The 20,168-nt window shown below is 53.8% G+C and carries 19 protein-coding genes; 13 read left to right on the top strand and 6 right to left on the bottom strand.

Annotated features, from left to right (window positions below; all coding sequences use genetic code 11):
• Positions 1 to 144 precede the first annotated feature (144 nt).
• Positions 145 to 876, top strand: a complete 732-nt coding sequence (locus BM040_RS08690; RefSeq protein WP_092100116.1) for a DUF4142 domain-containing protein — start codon at positions 145 to 147, stop codon at positions 874 to 876.
• 207 nt (positions 877 to 1,083) lie between these two features.
• Positions 1,084 to 1,932, top strand: a complete 849-nt coding sequence (locus tag BM040_RS08695; RefSeq protein WP_092100118.1) for an alpha/beta hydrolase — start codon at positions 1,084 to 1,086, stop codon at positions 1,930 to 1,932.
• Positions 1,933 to 1,991: 59 nt separating this feature from the next.
• Here BM040_RS08695 and BM040_RS08700 read toward each other — a convergent pair whose 3' ends face one another.
• From BM040_RS08700 to BM040_RS08715, 4 genes are all read right to left on the bottom strand, one after another.
• Positions 1,992 to 2,357 (bottom strand): SpoIIAA family protein, encoded by a 366-nt coding sequence (locus BM040_RS08700; RefSeq protein WP_092100120.1) that lies wholly within the window; start codon positions 2,355 to 2,357, stop codon positions 1,992 to 1,994.
• Between the two features lie 241 nt (positions 2,358 to 2,598).
• Complete coding sequence (locus tag BM040_RS08705; RefSeq protein WP_092100122.1) at positions 2,599 to 3,807, bottom strand: lactonase family protein; 1,209 nt, start codon at positions 3,805 to 3,807, stop codon at positions 2,599 to 2,601.
• A 90-nt stretch (positions 3,808 to 3,897) separates the two neighbouring features.
• Positions 3,898 to 5,244, bottom strand: coding sequence for an NAD(P)/FAD-dependent oxidoreductase (locus BM040_RS08710; protein ID WP_092100124.1), 1,347 nt, complete (start codon positions 5,242 to 5,244; stop codon positions 3,898 to 3,900).
• Between the two features lie 180 nt (positions 5,245 to 5,424).
• Positions 5,425 to 6,075, bottom strand: coding sequence for a carboxypeptidase-like regulatory domain-containing protein (locus BM040_RS08715; RefSeq protein ID WP_245756149.1), 651 nt, complete (start codon positions 6,073 to 6,075; stop codon positions 5,425 to 5,427).
• A gap of 87 nt (positions 6,076 to 6,162) precedes the next feature.
• Between BM040_RS08715 and BM040_RS08720 the strand changes: the two genes are divergently transcribed.
• Together BM040_RS08720 and BM040_RS08725 are read left to right on the top strand one after the other, a co-directional pair.
• Positions 6,163 to 6,549 (top strand): ArsR/SmtB family transcription factor, encoded by a 387-nt coding sequence (locus BM040_RS08720; protein WP_092100358.1) that lies wholly within the window; start codon positions 6,163 to 6,165, stop codon positions 6,547 to 6,549.
• A gap of 137 nt (positions 6,550 to 6,686) precedes the next feature.
• On the top strand, positions 6,687 to 7,388 hold the full coding sequence (locus tag BM040_RS08725) for a YjjG family noncanonical pyrimidine nucleotidase (protein ID WP_092100125.1): 702 nt from the start codon (positions 6,687 to 6,689) through the stop codon (positions 7,386 to 7,388).
• Between the two features lie 54 nt (positions 7,389 to 7,442).
• Here BM040_RS08725 and BM040_RS08730 read toward each other — a convergent pair whose 3' ends face one another.
• A complete protein-coding gene (locus BM040_RS08730; protein WP_092100126.1) occupies positions 7,443 to 7,853 on the bottom strand; it encodes a hypothetical protein in 411 nt (136 codons plus the stop codon).
• A gap of 474 nt (positions 7,854 to 8,327) precedes the next feature.
• Complete coding sequence (locus BM040_RS08735) at positions 8,328 to 10,901, bottom strand: family 20 glycosylhydrolase (RefSeq protein WP_092100128.1); 2,574 nt, start codon at positions 10,899 to 10,901, stop codon at positions 8,328 to 8,330.
• A gap of 293 nt (positions 10,902 to 11,194) precedes the next feature.
• On the opposite strand from BM040_RS08735, the gene pruA reads away from it, so the two are divergent.
• The 9 genes from pruA (at position 11,195) to nuoH (ending at position 20,129) form a co-directional block, all read left to right on the top strand.
• Positions 11,195 to 12,829 (top strand): L-glutamate gamma-semialdehyde dehydrogenase, encoded by a 1,635-nt coding sequence (pruA, locus tag BM040_RS08740; RefSeq protein ID WP_092100130.1) that lies wholly within the window; start codon positions 11,195 to 11,197, stop codon positions 12,827 to 12,829.
• A 205-nt stretch (positions 12,830 to 13,034) separates the two neighbouring features.
• Positions 13,035 to 13,409 carry an NADH-quinone oxidoreductase subunit A gene (locus BM040_RS08745; protein WP_092100132.1) on the top strand — a complete coding sequence of 125 codons (375 nt, stop codon included), beginning with the start codon at positions 13,035 to 13,037 and terminating at the stop codon, positions 13,407 to 13,409.
• Positions 13,410 to 13,495: 86 nt separating this feature from the next.
• A complete protein-coding gene (locus BM040_RS08750; RefSeq protein ID WP_092100134.1) occupies positions 13,496 to 14,053 on the top strand; it encodes an NADH-quinone oxidoreductase subunit B in 558 nt (185 codons plus the stop codon).
• A 5-nt stretch (positions 14,054 to 14,058) separates the two neighbouring features.
• Positions 14,059 to 14,565, top strand: coding sequence for an NADH-quinone oxidoreductase subunit C (locus tag BM040_RS08755; protein WP_092100136.1), 507 nt, complete (start codon positions 14,059 to 14,061; stop codon positions 14,563 to 14,565).
• Between the two features lie 51 nt (positions 14,566 to 14,616).
• On the top strand, positions 14,617 to 15,861 hold the full coding sequence (gene nuoD, locus BM040_RS08760) for an NADH dehydrogenase (quinone) subunit D (protein ID WP_092100138.1): 1,245 nt from the start codon (positions 14,617 to 14,619) through the stop codon (positions 15,859 to 15,861).
• Positions 15,862 to 15,929: 68 nt separating this feature from the next.
• Positions 15,930 to 16,463, top strand: a complete 534-nt coding sequence (nuoE, locus tag BM040_RS08765; RefSeq protein ID WP_092100360.1) for an NADH-quinone oxidoreductase subunit NuoE — start codon at positions 15,930 to 15,932, stop codon at positions 16,461 to 16,463.
• 162 nt (positions 16,464 to 16,625) lie between these two features.
• Positions 16,626 to 17,972, top strand: a complete 1,347-nt coding sequence (gene nuoF / locus BM040_RS08770) for an NADH-quinone oxidoreductase subunit NuoF (protein WP_092100140.1) — start codon at positions 16,626 to 16,628, stop codon at positions 17,970 to 17,972.
• Positions 17,973 to 18,089: 117 nt separating this feature from the next.
• Entirely contained in the window at positions 18,090 to 19,070 is a 981-nt protein-coding gene (locus BM040_RS08775; protein WP_092100142.1) for an NADH-quinone oxidoreductase subunit G, read from the top strand.
• 3 nt (positions 19,071 to 19,073) lie between these two features.
• Positions 19,074 to 20,129, top strand: coding sequence for an NADH-quinone oxidoreductase subunit NuoH (gene nuoH, locus BM040_RS08780; RefSeq protein ID WP_092100144.1), 1,056 nt, complete (start codon positions 19,074 to 19,076; stop codon positions 20,127 to 20,129).
• Positions 20,130 to 20,168: the final 39 nt, after the last annotated feature.

The following is a 20,168-nucleotide window of genomic DNA, read 5'->3' on the forward strand; positions in this document are numbered from 1 at the left end:
GCCATCTCCTAAAATTGCACTTATCTATACTTAATCATATTAAAACAAAGTTTTAAACAGGTTTATGAAAATTGTTTTTGCACAGGATTCAACTCCCCTAAAACGCTGGCGTATAAAAAGTTGGATTTAAAAACTTTGAAAGCTATGAAAAAAGTCATGTTATACTTTGTTGCGGGATCAATGATGGCCGCAACCGCATGTAGCAGCACAGGCTCTGCTACTGCCGACTCTACTTCGATGGAAAGGTCTGAGACCGTGACCTCTCCTGGCAGAACCACCGATGAAACAACGACCACCAACACGAACACAACTACAAACACAGGAAATACCGGCACCACGACAACGACAGGCACCAACACCGACAGACCCGGAACCATCGGGGCAACTGGGGCAGCTACAGCCACCTCCGGCATGGATGCCACCATGGACATGACCAGCCTGACCAACCTGGATGACGCCACTTTTATGATGACAGCCGCCAGCAGCAACCTGCTGGAGATAGAGCTAGGTGAGATGGCGCTTGAGAAGGCCACAGACCCTAAGGTGAAGGAGTATGCCCAGATGATGATAGATCACCATACAGAAGCCAACCAGGAAATGGAGTCTATCGCTTCTGAAATGGGTGTAGAATTGCCAACTACCATGATGCCGATGCACCAAACCATGGTGGATAAGCTTGCCAGCAAGACCGGCGCTGGCTTTGATGAAGACTATATGGACACCATGGAGCGCGCCCATAAAATGGATATCGCTATGTTTGAGGCTAAGACCAGAAACGCACAGAACGAGCAGGTAAAAGCCCTGGCGGCTAAGACCTTGCCAAAGCTGGAGTCTCACGAGAAAATGGCAAACGAGATTGAAGACACTGTAGATTAAGCAAAAGAGCTTATACTAAACAGCAAAAGCCATCGGGTTATTATCTGATGGCTTTTGTGTTGTAGGCGCCTTAGTCCCCCTTTTCATACCGATTTATACTTTCCATAAAGCCGTTTAGAAGCGGGAGGCACCGCTATACTTAAAAGCAGGTTTATACTTTAAAATTACCGCTTTATCTATATTTTGCATAATCTATACTTAACCGCTATGCAAAAGAGAATTTATACTTTCCTCCTGCTGTTCCTCTGTGTACTTACTGCCGAGGCAGCCAAGGTCGATACTCTGGTGATTCAGAGCCCATCGATGCATAAAACGCTGAAGGCCGGCGTGGTGACACCCGAAGGGCACGGCAAGAAAAAGAACGGCCCCTACCCTGTTTTATACTTGCTGCACGGCTACAGCGGCAACTTCAGCAACTGGCTCAAAACGCCGCCGCAAAAAGACCTGCTGCAAAGTATGGCCGACAAATACCAACTCATCATCGTTACGCCGGAGGGCGGCTTCAGCGGCTGGTACTTCGACAGCCCTGTGGACAAGTCCAGCCAGTACGAGACCTATATCACGCAGGAGCTGCGGCAGGAGGTGGAGCGCAAGTATAGCACCATCAGCGACCGCAGTGGACGGTTTATCTCGGGCCTGAGTATGGGCGGGCACGGCGCTTTATACTTGTCGGCACGCCACCCGGAGCTCTACCTGGCCGCCGGAAGTATGAGCGGGGCGCTGAACGTGTCCAGGATTGATTCGGATAAGCTGCTTGAAAGTATAGAGGCCTTGCTGGGGCCAAAGCAGGAAAACCAGGAGCTGTTCCGCCAGAACTCTGTCGTGCACATGGTGCCGCAGCTAAAGGCCAGCGGCGTTAAGTTTATGATTGACTGTGGCGTGGATGACTTCCTGATTGAAGATAACCGCGAGCTACACCGCCGCCTGGTGTATGAGAAGGTGCCGCACGAGTACATCGAGCGTCCGGGTGCCCATACCTGGGCTTACTGGGGCAATGCGCTAGAGTACCACCTGCTGTTCTTCCAGAAGGTGCGCGCAGAGGCGCTGGCGCAGTAGCAACAGTATACTTTAAAAAAGTAAACGCCCGCAGAACTGGCTTGTTCTGCGGGCGTTTTTTATTCCTCTCCCGTCTGCACCCAACGCAGCGCCTTTTCGCGGTCTGCCAGGTTAAAGTAGCGCACGCCCTTCTTTTTTACCGGGCTGATGATCTTAGCCGCCCACTCCTGCCATACTTTCTCGCCTACCATGGCTACGCGATCGTACTCGCGGCCGTGCACCAAATCGAACAGGGCGTTTTCCAGTGCGGCACCGGGCTTTACCCAACTCAGGTTCACCATCTCGTAGTATAGCCGCGCAGAACCGTAGCGCTTCATCCTGTCCCTGATCTGCTCGCGGTACAGGTCAAAGTCGTCGTTGGTCAGCTCGCCGCTTACCCGCACGGCCAGCATGTCTTCGTGTGTCTCTGCAAGTAGTTCTATCATCACTTAAAGTATAGGCAAAGGGTAGTTAGACAAAAGACCATTTGACGAAGGAAAGAAGTATAACAGGCTATTTATGCTTACTTGGCTCCGTCAGCATACTTCAAGGTATAAAATGATAAGTATGACACTAAGTTAACTTAAAGTATAAACCCTGGAACAACATTAAGCATCTACCTGAATTGTTGCTCTTTATACTTGAAATGTCTTTTATCCTCTGTCTAAAGTTCTTCTGTCCTATTACTTACCTAAACACCAGATTCACCGGTTTCTGCACCTGCGCCTCCTGGCCGGTGGCGGAGAGTTTGCCTGTGGCTTTGTCTACCTTAAACGCGGTGATGTTGTTGGAGCGCTCGTTGGCTACCAAAAGTATACTTCCGGATGGGTCGAGGGAGAAATCGCGGGGCCAGTCGCCGCCGGTACTCATGTGCTGTACTGGTTTCAGCTGGCTACCCTCCTGTTCCACGGCGAACACGGCAATGCTGTTGTGCCCGCGGTTAGACGTATACAGGAACTTGCCGTCCGCCGATACTTTGATGGCCGCCGGATAATTGTCACCCTTAGCATCTTCCGGCAGTGTAGTCAGGGTTTGTGCTTCTGTGAAAGTGCCTTTCGCGGCATCGTACTCTAGAACGGTTACCGTGGAGTTAAGCTCGTGCAGCAGGTAAGCGTACTTGCCGCTCGGGTGAAAGGCCATGTGGCGCGGCCCAGAGCCGGGCGCTGAAGTATAGGCTACGGCAGGGTTGTTCGGAGCTAGTTTCCCGTCCTCTAGCCTGTATCCAAACACTTTATCAGCCCCCAGGTCCACGGCAAAGCTATACTTGCCATCTGGCGAAGGAGCGATGTAGTGAGCGTGCGGCTTTTCCTGGCGCTCCTTGTTCGGGCCGGTGCCTTTGTGCTGCAGCACCTGCGGCTGTCCCAGCTGTCCATCCGCCTGCACCGGCAGGGCGGCCACGTTTCCGCCCACATAGTTGGCTACCAGCACCGTATTTCCCCCGGAAAGCCAGATATGGCAAGGCGCGCCGCCACCCGATGGAGCTTGGTTCAATAGGGTTAGCTCCTTCCCCTCCTCTCCCACGGCAAATGCACTTACCGCACCACTTTCCTTGCCTTCAAAATTGGTGGTCTCGTTTACTGCGTACAGGTGCTCCCCGGTAGCGTCCAATGTAAGGTACGAGGGATTCTCTCCGGCCTTAAAGCCGGCCACGCGCGTCAGCTCACCTGTCTCAGGGTTAAGGCTGTATAGGAAGATGCTCTCCTCCTCGGGTTTGGCATAGGTGCCCACGTAAAACGTGCTCATTTCCATAGGCTCTGGTTCAGTTGTAGTGGCAGTGGCTGTGTCTTGCTGCTCGACGGCATTGTTACAAGCCGCTACAGAAAATAAAAGAGCTGCCAGCCCCAGCACTGGCGTGGCTGGCAGCTTAAAGCGGGTAAAGAAGGCGTTCGTTTGCATGGGCGAAGGGTTAGAAAGGTTGTGCCCGTGAAGTTATACTTTAATAGCAATTCTCTAGGGCTTAGTCCCAATTTCTAATCTATCTTCCCATCAATCCGCCTGATACTTATCAATAAACTTGCGCCCTATCCTGTCGCCGCGCCGCACAAAAGGACGGATAATCAGGCGGGTGCCGTTCTCGTAGGTAAAGAACCTGTAGGCCCAGTTGCTGAGCACCACCAGCTTGTTGCGGAAGCCCACCAGCGCCATCACGTGCACGAACAGCCACACCACCCAGGCCAGGAAGCCCCCAAAGTGCAGATTGCCCGGCAGGTCGGCTACGGCACGGTTGCGCCCGATAATGGCCAGCGATCCCTTGTCTTTATACTTGAAGGGCTCCAGCGGCTCTTTGCGCAGCAGGCGTGGCAGGTTCTTGCCCAACAGCTTGCCTTGCTGTATGGCAGGCTGTGCCACTCCCGGGTGCCCTTTCGGGAAATCCGGCAGTTTCATGAAAGCAATGTCCCCGATGGCAAACATGTTATCATAGCCCAGCACATGGTTGTACTCGTTCACCAGAATGCGGCCGCGCTCCACGGAGGTTTCCGGCAAGCCCTCTATCAAGGCTCCCGACACGCCTGCCGCCCAAATAAGGGTATTGGTTCTAATCTGATCGCCATCCTTGAGCATGGCTAGCACACCATCGTAAGAGCTCACGAGCGTGCCCAGCCGGATATCCACCCCGAGCTCATGCAGGTACTTGTAGGTTTTCTCGCTTGACTCCGGCGACATGGGCGGTAGCAGGCGGTCCATGCCCTCTACCAGGATGATGTTCATCTGGCTGAAATCCAGGCCGGGATAGTCGGTAGGCAGGACGTGAGCCTTCATTTCAGCCAGGGCACCGGCCAACTCCACGCCGGTAGGGCCGCCGCCCACAATCACGAAGTTCATGAGTTCCTGGCGCCTTTCGGGGTCCTTGGTCATGCTGGCCTGCTCAAAGCACTGCAAAATCTGGCTGCGCAGGTTCAGGGCCTCGGGTATCTGCTTGAGCGGGAAGGCAAATTTCTTTATCTGGTCGTTGCCGAAGTAATTGGGCTTGGTGCCGGTGGCAATCACCAGGTAGTCGTAAGACACGTCGCCGATGACGGTGTGCACGACCCTGGCCTCCGGGTTAATGCCGGTTACCTTTACCAGGCGGAAGTGGAAGTCCGGGTACTTGTCGGAGCTGAACATTTTGCGCAGCGGCTCGGCAATCGAATCCGGCTCCAGGCCGGCCGAGGCCACCTGGTAAAGCAGCGGCCAGAAGCCGTGGTAGTTCTGCCTGTCAAACATCACCACCTGAAAATCTTTGTTGGGGAGCTGTTTGGCAAGGTTTATACCTCCAAAGCCCCCGCCAATAATCACGACCCGGGGTTTTGTCGTGTCAGGGATGTTAAGGGAAAGTTCTTCAGGTTCAAGCATAGTATGGTTTGTTAAAGCTTGTAGCGGTCAAAAACATTGTTGTTTTGCTATATAAATGCGCAAAGCACTATATAGGCAACAAACGAAACACCGGTTTGTTAGTTGCCGAATGCAATTTTGCCGTCGCTACAGGCCGGGGCCTATACCATACTTATACTTCCGGAAAGGAGTGTTGTGTTACTATTTATTGCCGTTTAACAGGCCGCGTAGCAGCTGCGGGATGGCCATCATGTTAACCGTGGGGTACATGTGCCGGTTTTGCTGCTGTTGTATCTGCTGTTGCTGCCAGAAGCGGAAGTTCTGCGCGTCGCTCATCGGGGTGATGCGCGACATTTCCTCCAGGCGGCGCGGGTCCAAATCGCGGGTGATGATGGCCGTACCCTTGTCAGGGAGCCTTACGTTGGCCACAGCTTCCTTAAAGTCGCGTTCGGTGGGCCAGGGAAATACCTCCACAGTGGGTAGCTCGGTAGGGTCTTCCTGCATCTGCATGATGATAGAGTAGCTCTGGCTCTCGTAGTTTTTGGGGATGATGAGGTACTGCGTCTTAAAGCCCAGCGCGGCAAAAAGCACGCTGTCGCCGGCCAGCACCGGCATGGAGAAGTAGCCGTAGTCGTTGGTGTAGGTGCCGCGGTTGGTGCCCGGCACAAATACGCCCGCCCCTGCCACACCGTACAGGCTGTCGCCGGTGGCCACAAAGCCGGAGAGCTGCACCACGCGCTGCCTGGTCTGCGCCTCGGCCTTATCAGGCGTCAGCAGCAGCAAAAACAGCGGTAGCCACATCCACTTCAGGGCATTCGGGAGGGAAGCACGTAGAATAGCAGGAAAGGTCATAGGCTACAATTATACTTATTAATTCTTTTATAATAGCCACTTTTGGCTAATTTTGTTCAGGCAGCCCCGGCCACTATTACAACCCTTATGAGACTGAAACACTTTAGCCTGGCCTTCGGGCAGCAGGTACTCAAAGCTCTTGCCGACGAGTCCAGGCTGCGCATACTTCACCTGATCCTGCGCAACCGCGAGATGTGCACCTCCGACCTGGAGCAGGTGCTGGACTTTACCCAGACCAAGACCTCGCGCCACCTGGCTTACCTGCGCAATGCCGGTTTGGTGGCCCCCCGCAAGCTGGACCAGTGGGTGTACTATTCCATAAAGGATGAGGGGGCCGACTTTGTGAACCAGATCTTTTCCTACATGGAGCGCGACACCATCCTGCAGAAGGACCTGGAAGTATACCAGATTTTGTACTCTAACCGCGAGCTGGCCGTCACGAAGCTGCAGAACCGCCGCTGGATAGCATCTTAAATCCCGGCAAAGTATAACTCCCGAACCATCGTTTTAGTATAGCAGTTCCAAAACGGCGCCATCTCTTTCTGCACTGCTCCCGAAACATCCGCCCCACAAAGGCGTTTTACTTCTACCTGACCCTGTTATACCCTGATATGAAAGCATACAAGCATATTCTCTTCGACCTGGACCATACGCTGTGGGATTTTGAGAAGAACTCCGAAGAGACCCTTTATACTTTGTACGAGCAGTTTGAGCTGGCAAAGTATGGCAAATTCACCTGCGACTCGTTTTACCGCAAGTATAGGTTTGTGAACATGCGCCTCTGGGACCTCTACAACAAAGGCAAGATAGACCAGCAGGAACTGCGCCGGAGCCGCTTTGTGAAAACCCTGACCGGCCTGGGCCTGGAGGAGCACGAGGTGCCGGAGGGCATTTCGGAAGCCTACACTTCGCTCTGCCCTACCAAGAAAGCCGTGTTCCCGCATACCTACGAGGTGCTGGAGTACCTGCAGCCGAAGTATGGCCTCCACATCATCACCAACGGCTTTAAGGAGGTGCAGCAGGTAAAGATGAGCTCGGCCATGCTGCACGATTACTTTAAGGAAGTGGTTACCTCTGAGTGCTGCGGGTATAAAAAGCCGGACCAGCGCATGTTCCGCCACCTGCTCGACAGGATAGACGTGAACCCCGAGCAGTGCCTTATGATTGGCGATAACTTCGAGTGCGATATCGAGGGTGCCCGCAACGCCGGCATAGACCAGGTATACTTTAACCCGGAGAGGATAAAGACGCGCCAGCGGCCGAAAGCGACTTACGAGATAAGCTGCCTGAGCGAGCTGAAGCAGATACTATAACAAAAAAGGGCGGTGGAAAACCACCGCCCTTTTCGTTTATACTTGGCTATTTAATTAGTCTTTTATGTCGCCGCCTGTCTCCAGGGTTCTGAACTCGGCCTGCAGCATCTTAATTTTGCCTTTGTCGTCGGTGCCAAGTTCCTTCTCCACAGTCTCCTTGTGGGCGTTCAGGCGCTCCAGCACGTTTTTGGCGTTCTGCCAGTCCTCATCGCCCCAGTTGGCTTTCTTCTCGCGCACGTTCTCCATAAACGTGATGTAGGCCTGGCGCATGTTGGCGGCCGTGATGGCGTTTATGTCGGCATGCTCGCCCAGCAGTTCCTGCTGCATCGGCAGTTTATCATCCTGTACAGTTACAACCGCAGCATTAGCTTCGGCAAAGGTATAGTTTGCGGCCTCAGCAGCAAAAGAAAAGCCCAGGGCCGCAGCCAGCATTACTTTTGCGTAGGTCTTCGTTGTCTTTTTCATAGTACTTAAAATTTTGGTTACTACCACCGCCTACTGGCAGTGGCCGGAACCTTATACGCAGGATAGTGCAATTTGGGTTACACTCCCCCACATCATAACCTTAGCTTCCGTCCGCAAAAACATACTTTCACCTGATTCTCAACAAGTACAAAGTATAAATTTGTGCAATTCGCATTCCTTAAAAGTATAGCAAATAGCGGCTATTATACTTTGGAATGGCAAACCCGAAAGAGCGAGAATCAAGGAGCAAACAAAGTATACTTCAGAGTATAAGAGGAAGTATAAATCAGAAAATTCTACTTGCAGAATGAGGGAAATGCTGCGCGATCGCTCCGCTAGTCTCCCGTAAGCAGCAAAGTGTAATTGGTCAGTCAGCCGGAACTGTAGCCGAAACCTGTGTAAAAAAGTATGGCCACAAGCTGCGTACTGCAACCTGTGGCCATACTTTTGATGCCTCTCTTCAGCCAGGGCTGCTTACATGGAGGTTTGGTTTTGGATGGTGATGGTTTGTCCGCCACGCCCTGCAGCGTTAAACACGCGCAGCTTCACGGCTCCGGTTGCCTCAACAGGCGCCGTATACTTCTGGCTAGTTGCTGTTGGCTCTGTGCCGTCTGTCGTGTAGCGGATGGTGAAGCCGGGGAACTGCACATTGGCCGCTACTTTTCCGTCTACCACCTTTGCACCCGCCGTCGGGATTCGGTAGCCATACCCGCCTGCGTAGGCATCCAGCCGCGGCAGCTCTCGCTTGCCTACCACGTTGATAAACTCAGACCAGGCCTGGCTGTAGAGCTTCTCGCTTTTCGCCGCATCTTTTTCCTTGGCCCAGTTTGGGTCCTTTGACCAGGCACGCTCAGCCACACCCAGCAGCTTAGGCAGCAACTTATACTCGAAGGCCTCGGTGGTCAGGTTTGTCTCAGACCACAGCGGCGCTTCGATGCCCACAATATTCGACTTTCCTTTCTCGGTCAGCGGCTCTTTGCTCTTGATGATGGAGCGGTCCAGCGGGTTCCCCTTGTTATCCTCTTTCAGGTTGCGGAGGTAATCGTAAGGAATGAAGTAAAACGGCTTGTCGATGTCTACATAGCCACCCCAGTACAGGCCCGGCTCGCCGTAGGAAGTGTTGTAGGCAAGGTCCAGGTAAAAGTGAGTCACGCCCGTCAGGATTACTTTATACCCGGCATTCGCCATGCGGTAGGCCAAGTCCTCGGCTCCTGAACCAGGGTCGTTTTTCCATACGTTTACATGGAAGTTCTCATTGGCGAACTGCTGGTTCGGCACCCAGTTCACTTTTCCGTTCATAACTTCCTTTCGCAGTCCTATTTCCTCCCAACCCGACAGGTACAGGCCGCGCTTCTTGAGCATCTGGTTCACCTTGCCGAAGTAGTAGTACCACAGGTCGTCTGTATTTTTCACCTCTGCGTTCTGGCTGATGAGGCGCTGCACGGATGGTGATTTCTCCCACACCCCTGACGGTACCTCATCCCCGCCAAAGTGTATCGTGTGCAGCGGGGCATCGGCCTCTTTATACATGGCCATAATCTCATCCACCACTGTTTCCAGGAAAGTATAGGTAGAAGGCAGCGACACGTCCATGATGTTGTCGTTCCAGCCCTGCACCGAGCGGTACACCGACTTATCGTTCAGGTCGCGCAGCAGGTAGCGCTCTGCTTCCTCCTTTTTGCCCTCGTCCATCAACTTCGTGTAGCGGGCATCCATAGCCTTAATGGCCGCCCTGGCGTGGCCCGGAGACTCTATTTCCGGGATTACCTCGATGTGGCGGTCGCGCGCATACTTCAGGATTTCAATAAAGTCCTCTCTGGTGTAAAAGCCCGTACCCGCTTTGTTAGCCGCATCTGGCCCGGAACCGTAGGAAGGCACAATGCTGCTGCCATCGGTGGTATGGGCACGCGTGCCGCCCACAGCGGTAAGCTCGGGCAACGGACGGATTTCCAGGCGCCAGCCCTCATCCTCGCTGAAGTGGAAGTGCAGCTTGTTCATCTTGTACAGGGCCATCACGTCCAGCACCTTCAGCACCTCCGCCTTCGGCTGGAAATTGCGGGCCATGTCCATCATAAAGCCTCTGTAGCCAAAGCGCGGCGCATCCTTCACCTCTACGCCTGGCACCTCTACCGTGGCCGCCTTGCCCGCGTAGGCCGTGGCCGGCAACAGCGTTTTCAGCGACTGCACGCCGTAGAAGGCGCCGGCAGCTGAGGAAGCGGTTATCTCAATTCGCTCCGGTGTTACACTCAGTGTATACTCTTCTGCTCCCATGCCAGGCTTCTTCCTAAGGAAAATTGCCTTGCCAGTGGCATTGCTTTGTACAGCAGGCTGCTGCCCTGTGGCCGTAGCCAGTACCGCTGCCAGGTGCTCTGCTTCCTTTTTGAAGTCTGCGTCTGCTACCAGGGTTACCTTGGCGTCTACCACAAATGGCGCGCCTTTTTCCTGGTAAGAAACCGGCGTCGGGAAAACCTTGGTCAGTGCTGTCGCTGGCATATCTTGTATCGCGGCGTTCGCCTCATAGGTCTTGGCTGCGAATTGTTGGGTGGCCTCATCAAAGTGGGTTCCCGGCTCAACTTTCAGCGAAACAGGGATACCTTTTCCCGGCTCCGCATCATAAACGATGTAAAACCCAACGGGGAAGTTGGAAACATTCCGGACAGCGCGGCCCAGCACCTCTACCGTAGCCGACGCACCAGGCGCTATTTCCTTAAACTCCGGCCCCGGAGCCAGGTAGTGCAGGTCACCGTTAAAGTGCTTTACAATCGCCACCGTCGTGTCAGCCGACCTGACGGCACCTCCGTTAAAATAGAGCTTCCACCCTTTGGCAGGAAGTGCCTCCGCCCCATTGTTGGTTATCGTTAAAACCGACCGGGACTGTGCCTTGCCCTCGTGGTAATTATCAGCCAATTCTAACTTCAGCTCCAGGCCCTGCGCTGCTGCACTCGCCTCGTTGGCGGACGATACGGCAGCGGTATCCGTGGAAACTTGGGAGCAGCTCATCAGCATGGCCTGGGCAAGCACCCACACCCCTATGGTTAGTTTTCTCATGTTGTTTGTCTGTGACTTTCTGTATAAAGTGGACAATGCGTTACTTTCTCGCTATCAAGTTATAAATAATTCAGAGATATAATAAAATAGGGATGGATTGATTTAATAGCTCAGGGCAAAAAGTGTGGTTCCTGCGTTTGCGAATACCATGCCTGCGCATGCCTAAGGCATAATACCTGCCGCCTGCTGATGCCGGAAAATCAAATAATATGCCTTACCTTTGTATAGATAGCCCCTGGCGGCTACGTATACTATTGTATAACCTAATTCTCAAATCTGTAACTATATACGTAATGGCAACCGGATTTTTTAGAGTACCAACCCCAGTAAACGAGCCTGTAAAATCGTATGCGCCGGGCTCCCCGGAGCGCGAGGAACTGCAGCGCACTTATAAAGAACTCAAGTCGAAGCAGCTGGACATCCCGATGTACATCGGCGGCGACAAAGTATACACCGATACCAAGAAGCCGGTAGTGCAGCCGCACGACCACCAGCACATCCTCGGCCACTTCAGCGAGGGCGACGCGTCACACGTGGAACAAGCCATTAACGCCGCGCTTGCCGCCCGCGAAGCCTGGGCCGCCATGGGCTGGGAGCACCGCATCAGCATCTTCCTGAAAGCCGCTGAGCTATTAGCCGGCCCCTGGAGAGCACGCCTGAACGCCGCCACCATGCTGGGCCAGTCGAAGAACGCTTACCAGGCCGAGATTGACTCAGCCTGCGAGCTGATCGACTTCCTGCGCTTTAACGCCCAGTATGCCACCGAAGTATACCAGATGCAGCCGGAGTCTTCGCCGGGCGTATGGAACCGCATGGAGCACCGTCCGCTCGAGGGCTTCGTGTTCGCCCTGACGCCGTTCAACTTCACGGCTATTGCCGGCAACCTGCCTTCCTGCGTGGCCATGATGGGCAACGTGGTGGTATGGAAGCCGGCCAACACCCAGATTTACGCTGCCCAGATGATCATGGAGCTGTTCCGCGAGGCAGGCCTGCCGGACGGCGTCATCAACTTGGTGTATGTGGACGGCCCAACAGCCGGAGACGTTATCTTCAACCACGCTGATTTTGCCGGTATCCACTTTACAGGCAGCACCGGCGTGTTCCAGAACATCTGGAAGACCATCGGCACCAACATCCACAAGTATAAATCATACCCGCGCATTGTGGGCGAGACCGGCGGCAAGGACTTTATACTTGCCCATAAGTCGGCCGATGCCAAGGCGCTGGCCACAGCCATCTCCCGCGGCGCGTTCGAGTTCCAGGGCCAGAAGTGCTCTGCCGCCTCGCGCGCTTACATCCCAAGCAACCTGTGGGACGAGGTGAAAGGCTACGTGCAGGAAGACCTGAAGTCCTTCAAGATGGGCGCGCCGGAGGATTTCGGCAACTTCATTAACGCCGTTATCGACGAGAAGTCGTTTGACAAAATTGCCCGCTACATCGACAACGCCAAGGAGAGCAACGAAGTAGAGGTAATTGCCGGCGGCAACTACGACAAGTCGAAAGGCTACTTCGTGGAGCCAACGGTGCTTCTTGCGCACAACCCGCAGTACGTGACCATGTGCGAGGAAATCTTCGGACCGGTTATCACCCTATACGTGTATGACGAGAACAACTTCGAGGATACCGTAGAGCTGGTAAATTCCACATCGCCTTACGCCCTGACTGGCGCCATCTTCTCGCAGGACCGCTACGCTGTGGAGTACGCCACCAAGAAGCTGGACCAGGCAGCCGGCAACTTCTACATCAACGACAAGCCGACCGGTGCGGTGGTAGGCCAGCAGCCATTCGGCGGCGCCCGCGCTTCCGGCACCAACGACAAGGCCGGCTCCATGCTGAACCTGCTGCGCTGGGTATCGGCCCGCTCTATCAAAGAAACGTTCGTTCCGCCAGTGGATTACCGCTACCCGTTCCTGGGAGAGAACAAGTAACCGCCGGCCAAACGGCAGCCACCACAAAGGCCACGCCCTATAACGGGGCGTGGCCTTTGTATATTTAATATTGTTTTAACTTTATTTTTCTTAGAACCTACCTATCCTAACGCTTTTAAGCTATTTTGCAGTGCAGGTATACTTTTGATTAATGGCTATTTATACCTAATTTTGCTCCCAAATTTCAAGAAAGCGACACAACGTAATGGAACCATCTGTAAATCAGTATCTACCATCGGACTTTCTCCCTATCCTGATTCAGTTTGCGGCTGCGCTCGGGTTTGTGGTTTTTGCACTGGTGCTTACCCACATCCTTGGCCCCAAGCGAACCAGTGAGGTAAAGGGCGCCGCCTTTGAGAGTGGTATCGAGTCCGTAGGTGATGCCCGTACCCCGATCTCCTACAAATACTTCATCACGGCTATCCTGTTCGTGCTCTTCGACGTGGAGATCATCTTCATGTACCCTTGGGCGGTAAACTTCCGGGAGTATGGCATGGCCTTCTTCACCCCGATGCTGATTTTCCTTACTGTACTGCTGGCGGGCTTCTTTTACGAAATCAAGAAAGGCATACTTAAGTAGGACCTGAACATTAAACTTTTGAGGATTAACCGTTGTTCTTAAAGCCGGTTCAAACCATACTTTCAGAGCAACAAAATAATCTTGACATGAGCGATACAAACAATAAAGATATTACCATGGCAGAGGCCCCTGAGGGCTATTCCGGCGCAGGTTTCTTTGCCACCTCCCTGGAGAAAGTAATTGGCCTGGCCCGTAAGCACTCGCTTTGGCCATTGCCTTTTGCCACTTCCTGCTGCGGTATCGAGTACATGGCCACCATGGGTGCCAACTACGACATCTCCCGCTTTGGCTCGGAGCGCCCAAGCTTCTCGCCGCGCCAGGCCGACATTCTGCTAGTAATGGGTACCATTGCCAAGAAAATGGGACCGGTGGTAAAGCAGGTGTATGAGCAGATGGCCGAGCCGCGCTGGGTGGTTGCCGTAGGTGCCTGCGCCTCTTCCGGCGGTATCTTCGACACTTACTCTGTACTGCAGGGCATCGACCGCATCGTGCCGGTGGATGTATACGTGCCAGGCTGCCCGCCGCGCCCTGAGCAAATCCTGGACGGCCTGATGCGCGTGCAGGAGCTCGCTGAAAGCGAATCGCTTCGCCGCCGCGACTCTCCGGAATACCAGGCACTGTTAGCCTCATACAACATTAAATAAGCAGCATGGAGCTTACAAACGAAAACGTACTCGGCAAGATCATCAGCGAGTTTGGGGAAGAAAACATCCAGGACCCATACAATCCGGATGGTATCATGACGATCACGACAAACCGTGAAACGATTCATGACCTGATAAAGTACCTGCGCGACGACAAGGAGCTGCAGATCAGCTTCCTGACGACCATGTGCGGTATCCACTACCCGGGCCAGGGCGATAAGGAAATGTGTGTGATGTATCAGCTGCACAGCCTGCGCCACAACTACCGCATCCGCCTGAAAGTGTACAGGCCTGCTTCGGACCCGGTATTGCCAACCATGACCGACCTCTACGCCACCGCCAACTGGATGGAGCGTGAGGCTTTTGACTTTTACGGCTTTATCTTTACCGGGCACCCGAACCTGACGCGCATCCTCAATATCGAGGAGATGGAGTACCACCCGATGCTGAAGCAGTACCCGCTGGAAGACCAGACCAGGGAAGATAAGATTAACACATTTTTCGGACGTTAAGCCAGTTTTTTATAGTTACCCATACTATAACTGACAGAAAAGGAGACCATAATGGCTACTGAAAATAAAACCGCCGAGCTTACCGAGATAGAGCAGTTCCGCAAAGACCACGGACTCTCCATTAAGGAAGAGCGGCCGCTTACCACGCTCAACCTGGGTCCAACCCACCCGGCCACGCACGGTATTTTCCAGAACATCCTGCAAATGGATGGGGAAGTGATTGTGGATGCGGTGCCAACGATTGGCTACATCCACCGTGCCTTCGAGAAGATAGCAGAGCGGAGGCCTTTTTACCAGATCACGCCGCTGACTGACCGCATGAACTACTGCTCCTCCCCTATCAATAACATGGGGTATCACATGACGGTGGAGAAGCTGCTGGGCATTACGGTGCCCAAGCGCGCGCAGTACATCCGCGTGATCATGATGGAGCTGGCCCGTATCTCCGACCACCTGATCTGTAACTCGATCCTGGGGGTGGACTCCGGTGCCTTTACCGGCTTCCTGTACGTGATGCAGGAGCGTGAGCACATTTATGACATTTACGAGGAAGTATGCGGTGCCCGTCTGACGACCAACATGGGACGCATCGGCGGCATGGAGCGCGACCTATCTCCGAAGGCCCTGCACCTGATCGACGAGTTCCTCAAGCGCTTCCCGAAAGTATGGGCGGAGTTCGAGAAAATGCTGACCCGCAACCGTATCTTCATCGACCGAACCGTGGGCGTGGGCGCTATCTCCGCTGAGCGTGCCCTGAGCTACGGCTTTACCGGTCCGAACCTGCGCGCCACCGGCGTTGACTACGACGTGCGCGTGATGAACCCATACTCTTCTTACGACGACTTCGAGTTCGAAATCCCGGTGGGCTCCAAAGGCGATACCTACGACCGCTACCTGGTGCGTAACGAGGAAGTATGGCAAAGCCTTAAGATCATTGAGCAGGCCTACAAAAACCTGCCTGAAGGCTCTTACCACGCCGATGCCCCGCACTACTACCTGCCGCCAAAGCAGAAAGTATACACCAGCATGGAGGCGCTCATCTACCACTTCAAGATTGTGATGGGTGAGATTGAGGCTCCGGTGGGTGAAGTATACCACAGCGTGGAGGGAGGCAACGGAGAGCTTGGCTTCTACCTGATCAGCGATGGCGGCCGCACGCCGTACCGCCTGCACTTCCGCCGCCCATGCTTCATCTACTATCAGTCTTATACTGAGCTGATTAAAGGTGGACAGCTGGCCGACGCGATTCTGACGCTGAGCAGCCTGAACGTAATCGCCGGGGAACTGGACGCATAAACTTAGAACAATTATCATTTCCCATTGATCATTGATCATTGCTAAATGATAGATGATAAATGAATAAAATGGCAGAGACAATAAACGAAGTGAAGTTTTCTGATGAGGCAATGGCCGAGATCCAGCGCTACATCAGCCACTATCCGGAAGGACGCCAGAAGTCTGCTATACTTCCGATCCTGCACATTGCGCAAGCAGAGTTTGGCGGTTGGGTGAGCCCGGAGGTAATGGACAAGGTTGCCGAAATCCTGAACATACAGCCGATCGAAGTATACGAGGTAGCGACGTTCTATACCATGTTCAACCTCAAGCCGGTTGGCAAGCATGTGCTGGAAGTATGCCGCACCGGCCCTTGCTGCCTGCGCGGCGCCGACCAGATCATCGACCTGATCAAGCAGAAGCTGGGTATTGAGGAGGGCGAGACCACTGCCGACGGGATGTTCACGCTGAAGCCGGTGGAGTGCCTGGCCTCTTGCGGCTCAGGCCCGATGCTGCAGGTGCGCGAGAAGTTCTACGAGAACCTCGACAGCGAAGAAAAGCTGGACGAGTTCCTGGAGATGATGCGCCAGAGCGAAGTGGAAAAGCCACATCACCTGAAGTAGTAATTTTGACAAAAGACTGATTGACAAAAGACAAAAGAGGAGAAGGACACAAACCATTAAAAAGTCTTTTGTCCTTTGTCAAAAACGCCTTTGTCCAGATAAATAGATGAACCATGGCTAGTTACCAGCATAGGCAACTGCCGACATAGATATCCTGCTAAAATGGGACTTAAAATATTAACTGAGCATATCAACGTTCCCGGCATCGAAACGCTGGAAGTATACCGTAAGCACGGCGGCTACCGCTCGGTAGAGAAAGCCCTGAAAACGATGTCTCCGGATGAGGTGGTGGAAGAGGTAAAGACATCCGGCCTGCGTGGCCGTGGTGGCGCTGGCTTCCCGACGGGTATGAAATGGAGCTTCCTGGCCAAGCCGGAGGGTGTTCCGCGTTACCTGGTGTGCAACGCCGACGAGTCGGAGCCGGGCACTTTCAAGGACCGCTGGTTCATGGAGAAAAACCCGCATGCGCTGATTGAGGGCATGATCACATCGAGCTACGCGCTCGGTGCCAACACCTCTTATATCTACATTCGTGGTGAGTTGTTGTTTGTGCTGCGCATACTGGAGAAGGCCATCGCAGAAGCGTATGCTGCTGGTTTGCTTGGCAAAAACATACTTGGCTCCGGCTATGACCTGGATCTGCACGTGGCCCCCGGTGGTGGTGCCTACATCTGCGGTGAAGAAACCGCATTGCTGGAGTCGCTGGAAGGTAAGCGCGGCAACCCGCGTAACAAGCCTCCGTTCCCGGCGGTGAAAGGCCTTTTTGCCTGCCCTACCGTGGTAAACAACGTGGAGACGATTTCTTCTGTGCCATGGATCGTGAACAACGGCGGCGCAGAGTATGCCAAGGTCGGTATTGGTCGAAGCACCGGTACCAAGCTTATCTCAGCCAGCGGCAACATCAATAACCCAGGCGTTTACGAAATCGAGCTGGGCGTGCCGGTAGAGGAGTTCATCTACTCCGATGAGTACCTGGGCGGTATCTGGAAAGGAAAGCAGCTGAAGGCGGTAGTACCGGGCGGTTCTTCCGTGCCGATTCTGCCAGCCAACCTTATCCTTAAAACAGCAGCCGGCGAAGATCGCCTGATGACCTACGAGTCGCTAGCCGACGGTGGCTTTGTGAGCGGTTCGATGATGGGTTCGGGTGCCTTTATCGTGTTTGACGAGGACCAGTGCATTGTGCGTAACACGTGGAACTATGCCCGCTTCTACCACCACGAGTCGTGCGGCCAGTGCAGCCCGTGCCGTGAAGGTACAGGCTGGATGGAGAAGGTGCTGCACCGCATCGAGTACGGCCACGGCCATCAGCAGGACATCGACCTGTTGGTAAGCGTAGCCAAGCAGATAGAGGGTAACACCATTTGCCCGCTGGGTGATGCGGCGGCATGGCCGGTAGCAGCTGCTATCCGTCACTTCCGCGACGAGTTTGAGTGGCACATCAAGCATCCGAAGGAAGCAACCGCTCCGGGTGCGGTGTACAGAGGCCAGCTTGACACGGTAACAGCTTAAGTATAAAATCATACTTCCTGCATACATAAGGGGTAGGAAGGCTTAAAACAGTATAGCTAAAATCGTTTAACGTGTTCGCGATCAACGAATACCGAAAAACGGACAACGATAACAACAATGGCTAAAGTAACGATAGACGGCATTGAGATAGAGGTAGAAGACGGAACTACCATACTTCAGGCTGCAAGAAAAATCGGGGGCGACGTAGTACCGCCTGCCATGTGCTTCTATACCCCGCTGAAGGGCAGCGGTGGCAAGTGCCGTGTGTGCCTGGTGAAGGTAACGCAGGGCTCTACCAGAGACCCACGCCCGATGCCGAAGCTCGTTGCCTCGTGCATCACGCAGGTACAGGATGGCATGGTGGTGGAAAACACAACCAACGAGGATGTACTGAACGCCCGCAAGGGCATCGTGGAGATGCTGCTCATCAACCACCCACTGGATTGCCCTATCTGCGACCAGGCCGGTGAGTGTAGCCTGCAGGATCTTTCTTACGAGCACGGTATTAGCGGACAGCGCTTCGAAGAAGAGCGCCGCACCTTCAACAAAGTGGATCTGGGCCCATACATCCAACTGCACATGACGCGCTGCATCCTGTGCTACCGCTGTGTGTATACGGCCGACCAGATCACGGAGAAGCGCGTGCATGGCGTACTGGGTCGTGGCGATGCTGCCGAGATCGGTACTTACATCGAAAACGTGATCGACAACGATTTTTCTGGTAACGTGATTGATGTGTGCCCGGTGGGAGCCCTGACAGACAAGACATGGCGCTTTAAGAACCGTGTGTGGTTTACCAAACCAATGGATGCCCACCGCGACTGCCCTACCTGCTCCGGCAAGGTTACGCTCTGGACACGAGGCGAAGAGGTGCTGCGCGTAACGGCCCGCAAGGACCAGTACAACGAGGTGGAGGAGTTTATCTGTAACACCTGCCGCTTCGACAAGAAAGAGGTGAAAGACTGGACGATTGAAGGTCCTCGCCACATCGACAGAGGCTCTGTAATCTCTGCCAACCATTATGAGCTGCCGGTGGTAAATGTTCCGATCGTTCCAAACCTGCCAACATCCACTAAGAAAAACCTGCCACAGGAATAAGAAATGGAGTCTGTAGACCTATTATACAAAGCGATTTACATTCTGGTTATCTTCGGTATTACCCTGCTGATAGCCACCTACTCTACTTACTTTGAGCGTAAGATAGCCGCCTTTATCCAGGACCGTGTGGGCCCAAACCGTGCCGGTCCGGCTGGTTTGCTGCAGCCACTGGCCGACGCCGGCAAGCTGTTCTTCAAGGAGGATTTCATCCCGACGAAAGCTAACAAGGCGCTGTTTATCCTCGGCCCGGGCGTGGCTATGCTGGTAGCGACCATGTCGAGTGCGGTAATCCCCTTCGGTGACATGCTCATTATTGGTGGCCGCGAAGTATACCTGCAGGCAATAGAAGTAAACATCGGGGTGCTGTACATCTTTGGTGTGGTATCGCTGGGTGTATATGGTCTGATGATCGGTGGCTGGGCTTCCAATAACAAGTACTCATTGCTAGGCGCCATCCGTGCGGCTTCGCAGGCCATCAGCTACGAGCTAGCCATGGGCCTTTCCCTCATTGCGGTGCTGATGATGACAGGTTCCCTGTCACTGCGCGAGATTGCCGAGCAGCAGGCCGGCTTTAACTGGAACATCTGGTACCAGCCGCTGGGCTTCCTGATTTTCCTGGTGTGTGCCTTTGCGGAGACAAATAGAACGCCATTTGACTTACCGGAGTCTGAGGCCGAGCTGATTGGTGGTTACCACACGGAGTATGGCTCGATGAAGCTGGGCATGTACCTGTTTGCCGAGTATATCAACATCTTTGTAGTGTCGGCGGTTATGTCTACGCTATACTTTGGCGCCTACAACTTCCCATTCATGGAGAACCTGCGCCAGGCAATCAGCGATCCGGTGCTGGCCAATAACGTGGTAACGATTATAGGCGTGGTGGCGATGTTCATCAAGATATTCCTGTTCATCTTCTTCTTCATGTGGGTACGCTGGACACTGCCGCGCTTCCGCTATGACCAACTGATGAAACTGGGTTGGAACATCCTGATTCCACTGTCTATCCTGAACATCCTGCTGACAGCGGCCGGAATTCTGCTGAAAGACTATTTATTTTAAACTATAGTATCGAACTTTGAATGCCAGCGGCAGGCAGCA

This window comes from Pontibacter chinhatensis, assembly GCF_900113285.1.
GTDB classification, from domain to species: domain Bacteria; phylum Bacteroidota; class Bacteroidia; order Cytophagales; family Hymenobacteraceae; genus Pontibacter; species Pontibacter chinhatensis.

Excerpts from the sequence above, each read along its gene's own strand:
- BM040_RS08690 (WP_092100116.1), top strand. The coding sequence starts at position 145 with ATGAAAAAAGTCATGTTATACTTTGTTGCGGGATCAATGATGGCCGCA.
- BM040_RS08695 (WP_092100118.1), top strand. The coding sequence starts at position 1,084 with ATGCAAAAGAGAATTTATACTTTCCTCCTGCTGTTCCTCTGTGTACTT.
- BM040_RS08700 (WP_092100120.1), bottom strand. The coding sequence starts at position 2,357 with ATGATAGAACTACTTGCAGAGACACACGAAGACATGCTGGCCGTGCGG.
- BM040_RS08705 (WP_092100122.1), bottom strand. The coding sequence starts at position 3,807 with ATGCAAACGAACGCCTTCTTTACCCGCTTTAAGCTGCCAGCCACGCCA.
- BM040_RS08710 (WP_092100124.1), bottom strand. The coding sequence starts at position 5,244 with ATGCTTGAACCTGAAGAACTTTCCCTTAACATCCCTGACACGACAAAA.
- BM040_RS08715 (WP_245756149.1), bottom strand. The coding sequence starts at position 6,075 with ATGACCTTTCCTGCTATTCTACGTGCTTCCCTCCCGAATGCCCTGAAG.
- BM040_RS08720 (WP_092100358.1), top strand. The coding sequence starts at position 6,163 with ATGAGACTGAAACACTTTAGCCTGGCCTTCGGGCAGCAGGTACTCAAA.
- BM040_RS08725 (WP_092100125.1), top strand. The coding sequence starts at position 6,687 with ATGAAAGCATACAAGCATATTCTCTTCGACCTGGACCATACGCTGTGG.
- BM040_RS08730 (WP_092100126.1), bottom strand. The coding sequence starts at position 7,853 with ATGAAAAAGACAACGAAGACCTACGCAAAAGTAATGCTGGCTGCGGCC.
- BM040_RS08735 (WP_092100128.1), bottom strand. The coding sequence starts at position 10,901 with ATGAGAAAACTAACCATAGGGGTGTGGGTGCTTGCCCAGGCCATGCTG.
- pruA (WP_092100130.1), top strand. The coding sequence starts at position 11,195 with ATGGCAACCGGATTTTTTAGAGTACCAACCCCAGTAAACGAGCCTGTA.
- BM040_RS08745 (WP_092100132.1), top strand. The coding sequence starts at position 13,035 with ATGGAACCATCTGTAAATCAGTATCTACCATCGGACTTTCTCCCTATC.
- BM040_RS08750 (WP_092100134.1), top strand. The coding sequence starts at position 13,496 with ATGAGCGATACAAACAATAAAGATATTACCATGGCAGAGGCCCCTGAG.
- BM040_RS08755 (WP_092100136.1), top strand. The coding sequence starts at position 14,059 with ATGGAGCTTACAAACGAAAACGTACTCGGCAAGATCATCAGCGAGTTT.
- nuoD (WP_092100138.1), top strand. The coding sequence starts at position 14,617 with ATGGCTACTGAAAATAAAACCGCCGAGCTTACCGAGATAGAGCAGTTC.
- nuoE (WP_092100360.1), top strand. The coding sequence starts at position 15,930 with ATGGCAGAGACAATAAACGAAGTGAAGTTTTCTGATGAGGCAATGGCC.
- nuoF (WP_092100140.1), top strand. The coding sequence starts at position 16,626 with ATGGGACTTAAAATATTAACTGAGCATATCAACGTTCCCGGCATCGAA.
- BM040_RS08775 (WP_092100142.1), top strand. The coding sequence starts at position 18,090 with ATGGCTAAAGTAACGATAGACGGCATTGAGATAGAGGTAGAAGACGGA.
- nuoH (WP_092100144.1), top strand. The coding sequence starts at position 19,074 with ATGGAGTCTGTAGACCTATTATACAAAGCGATTTACATTCTGGTTATC.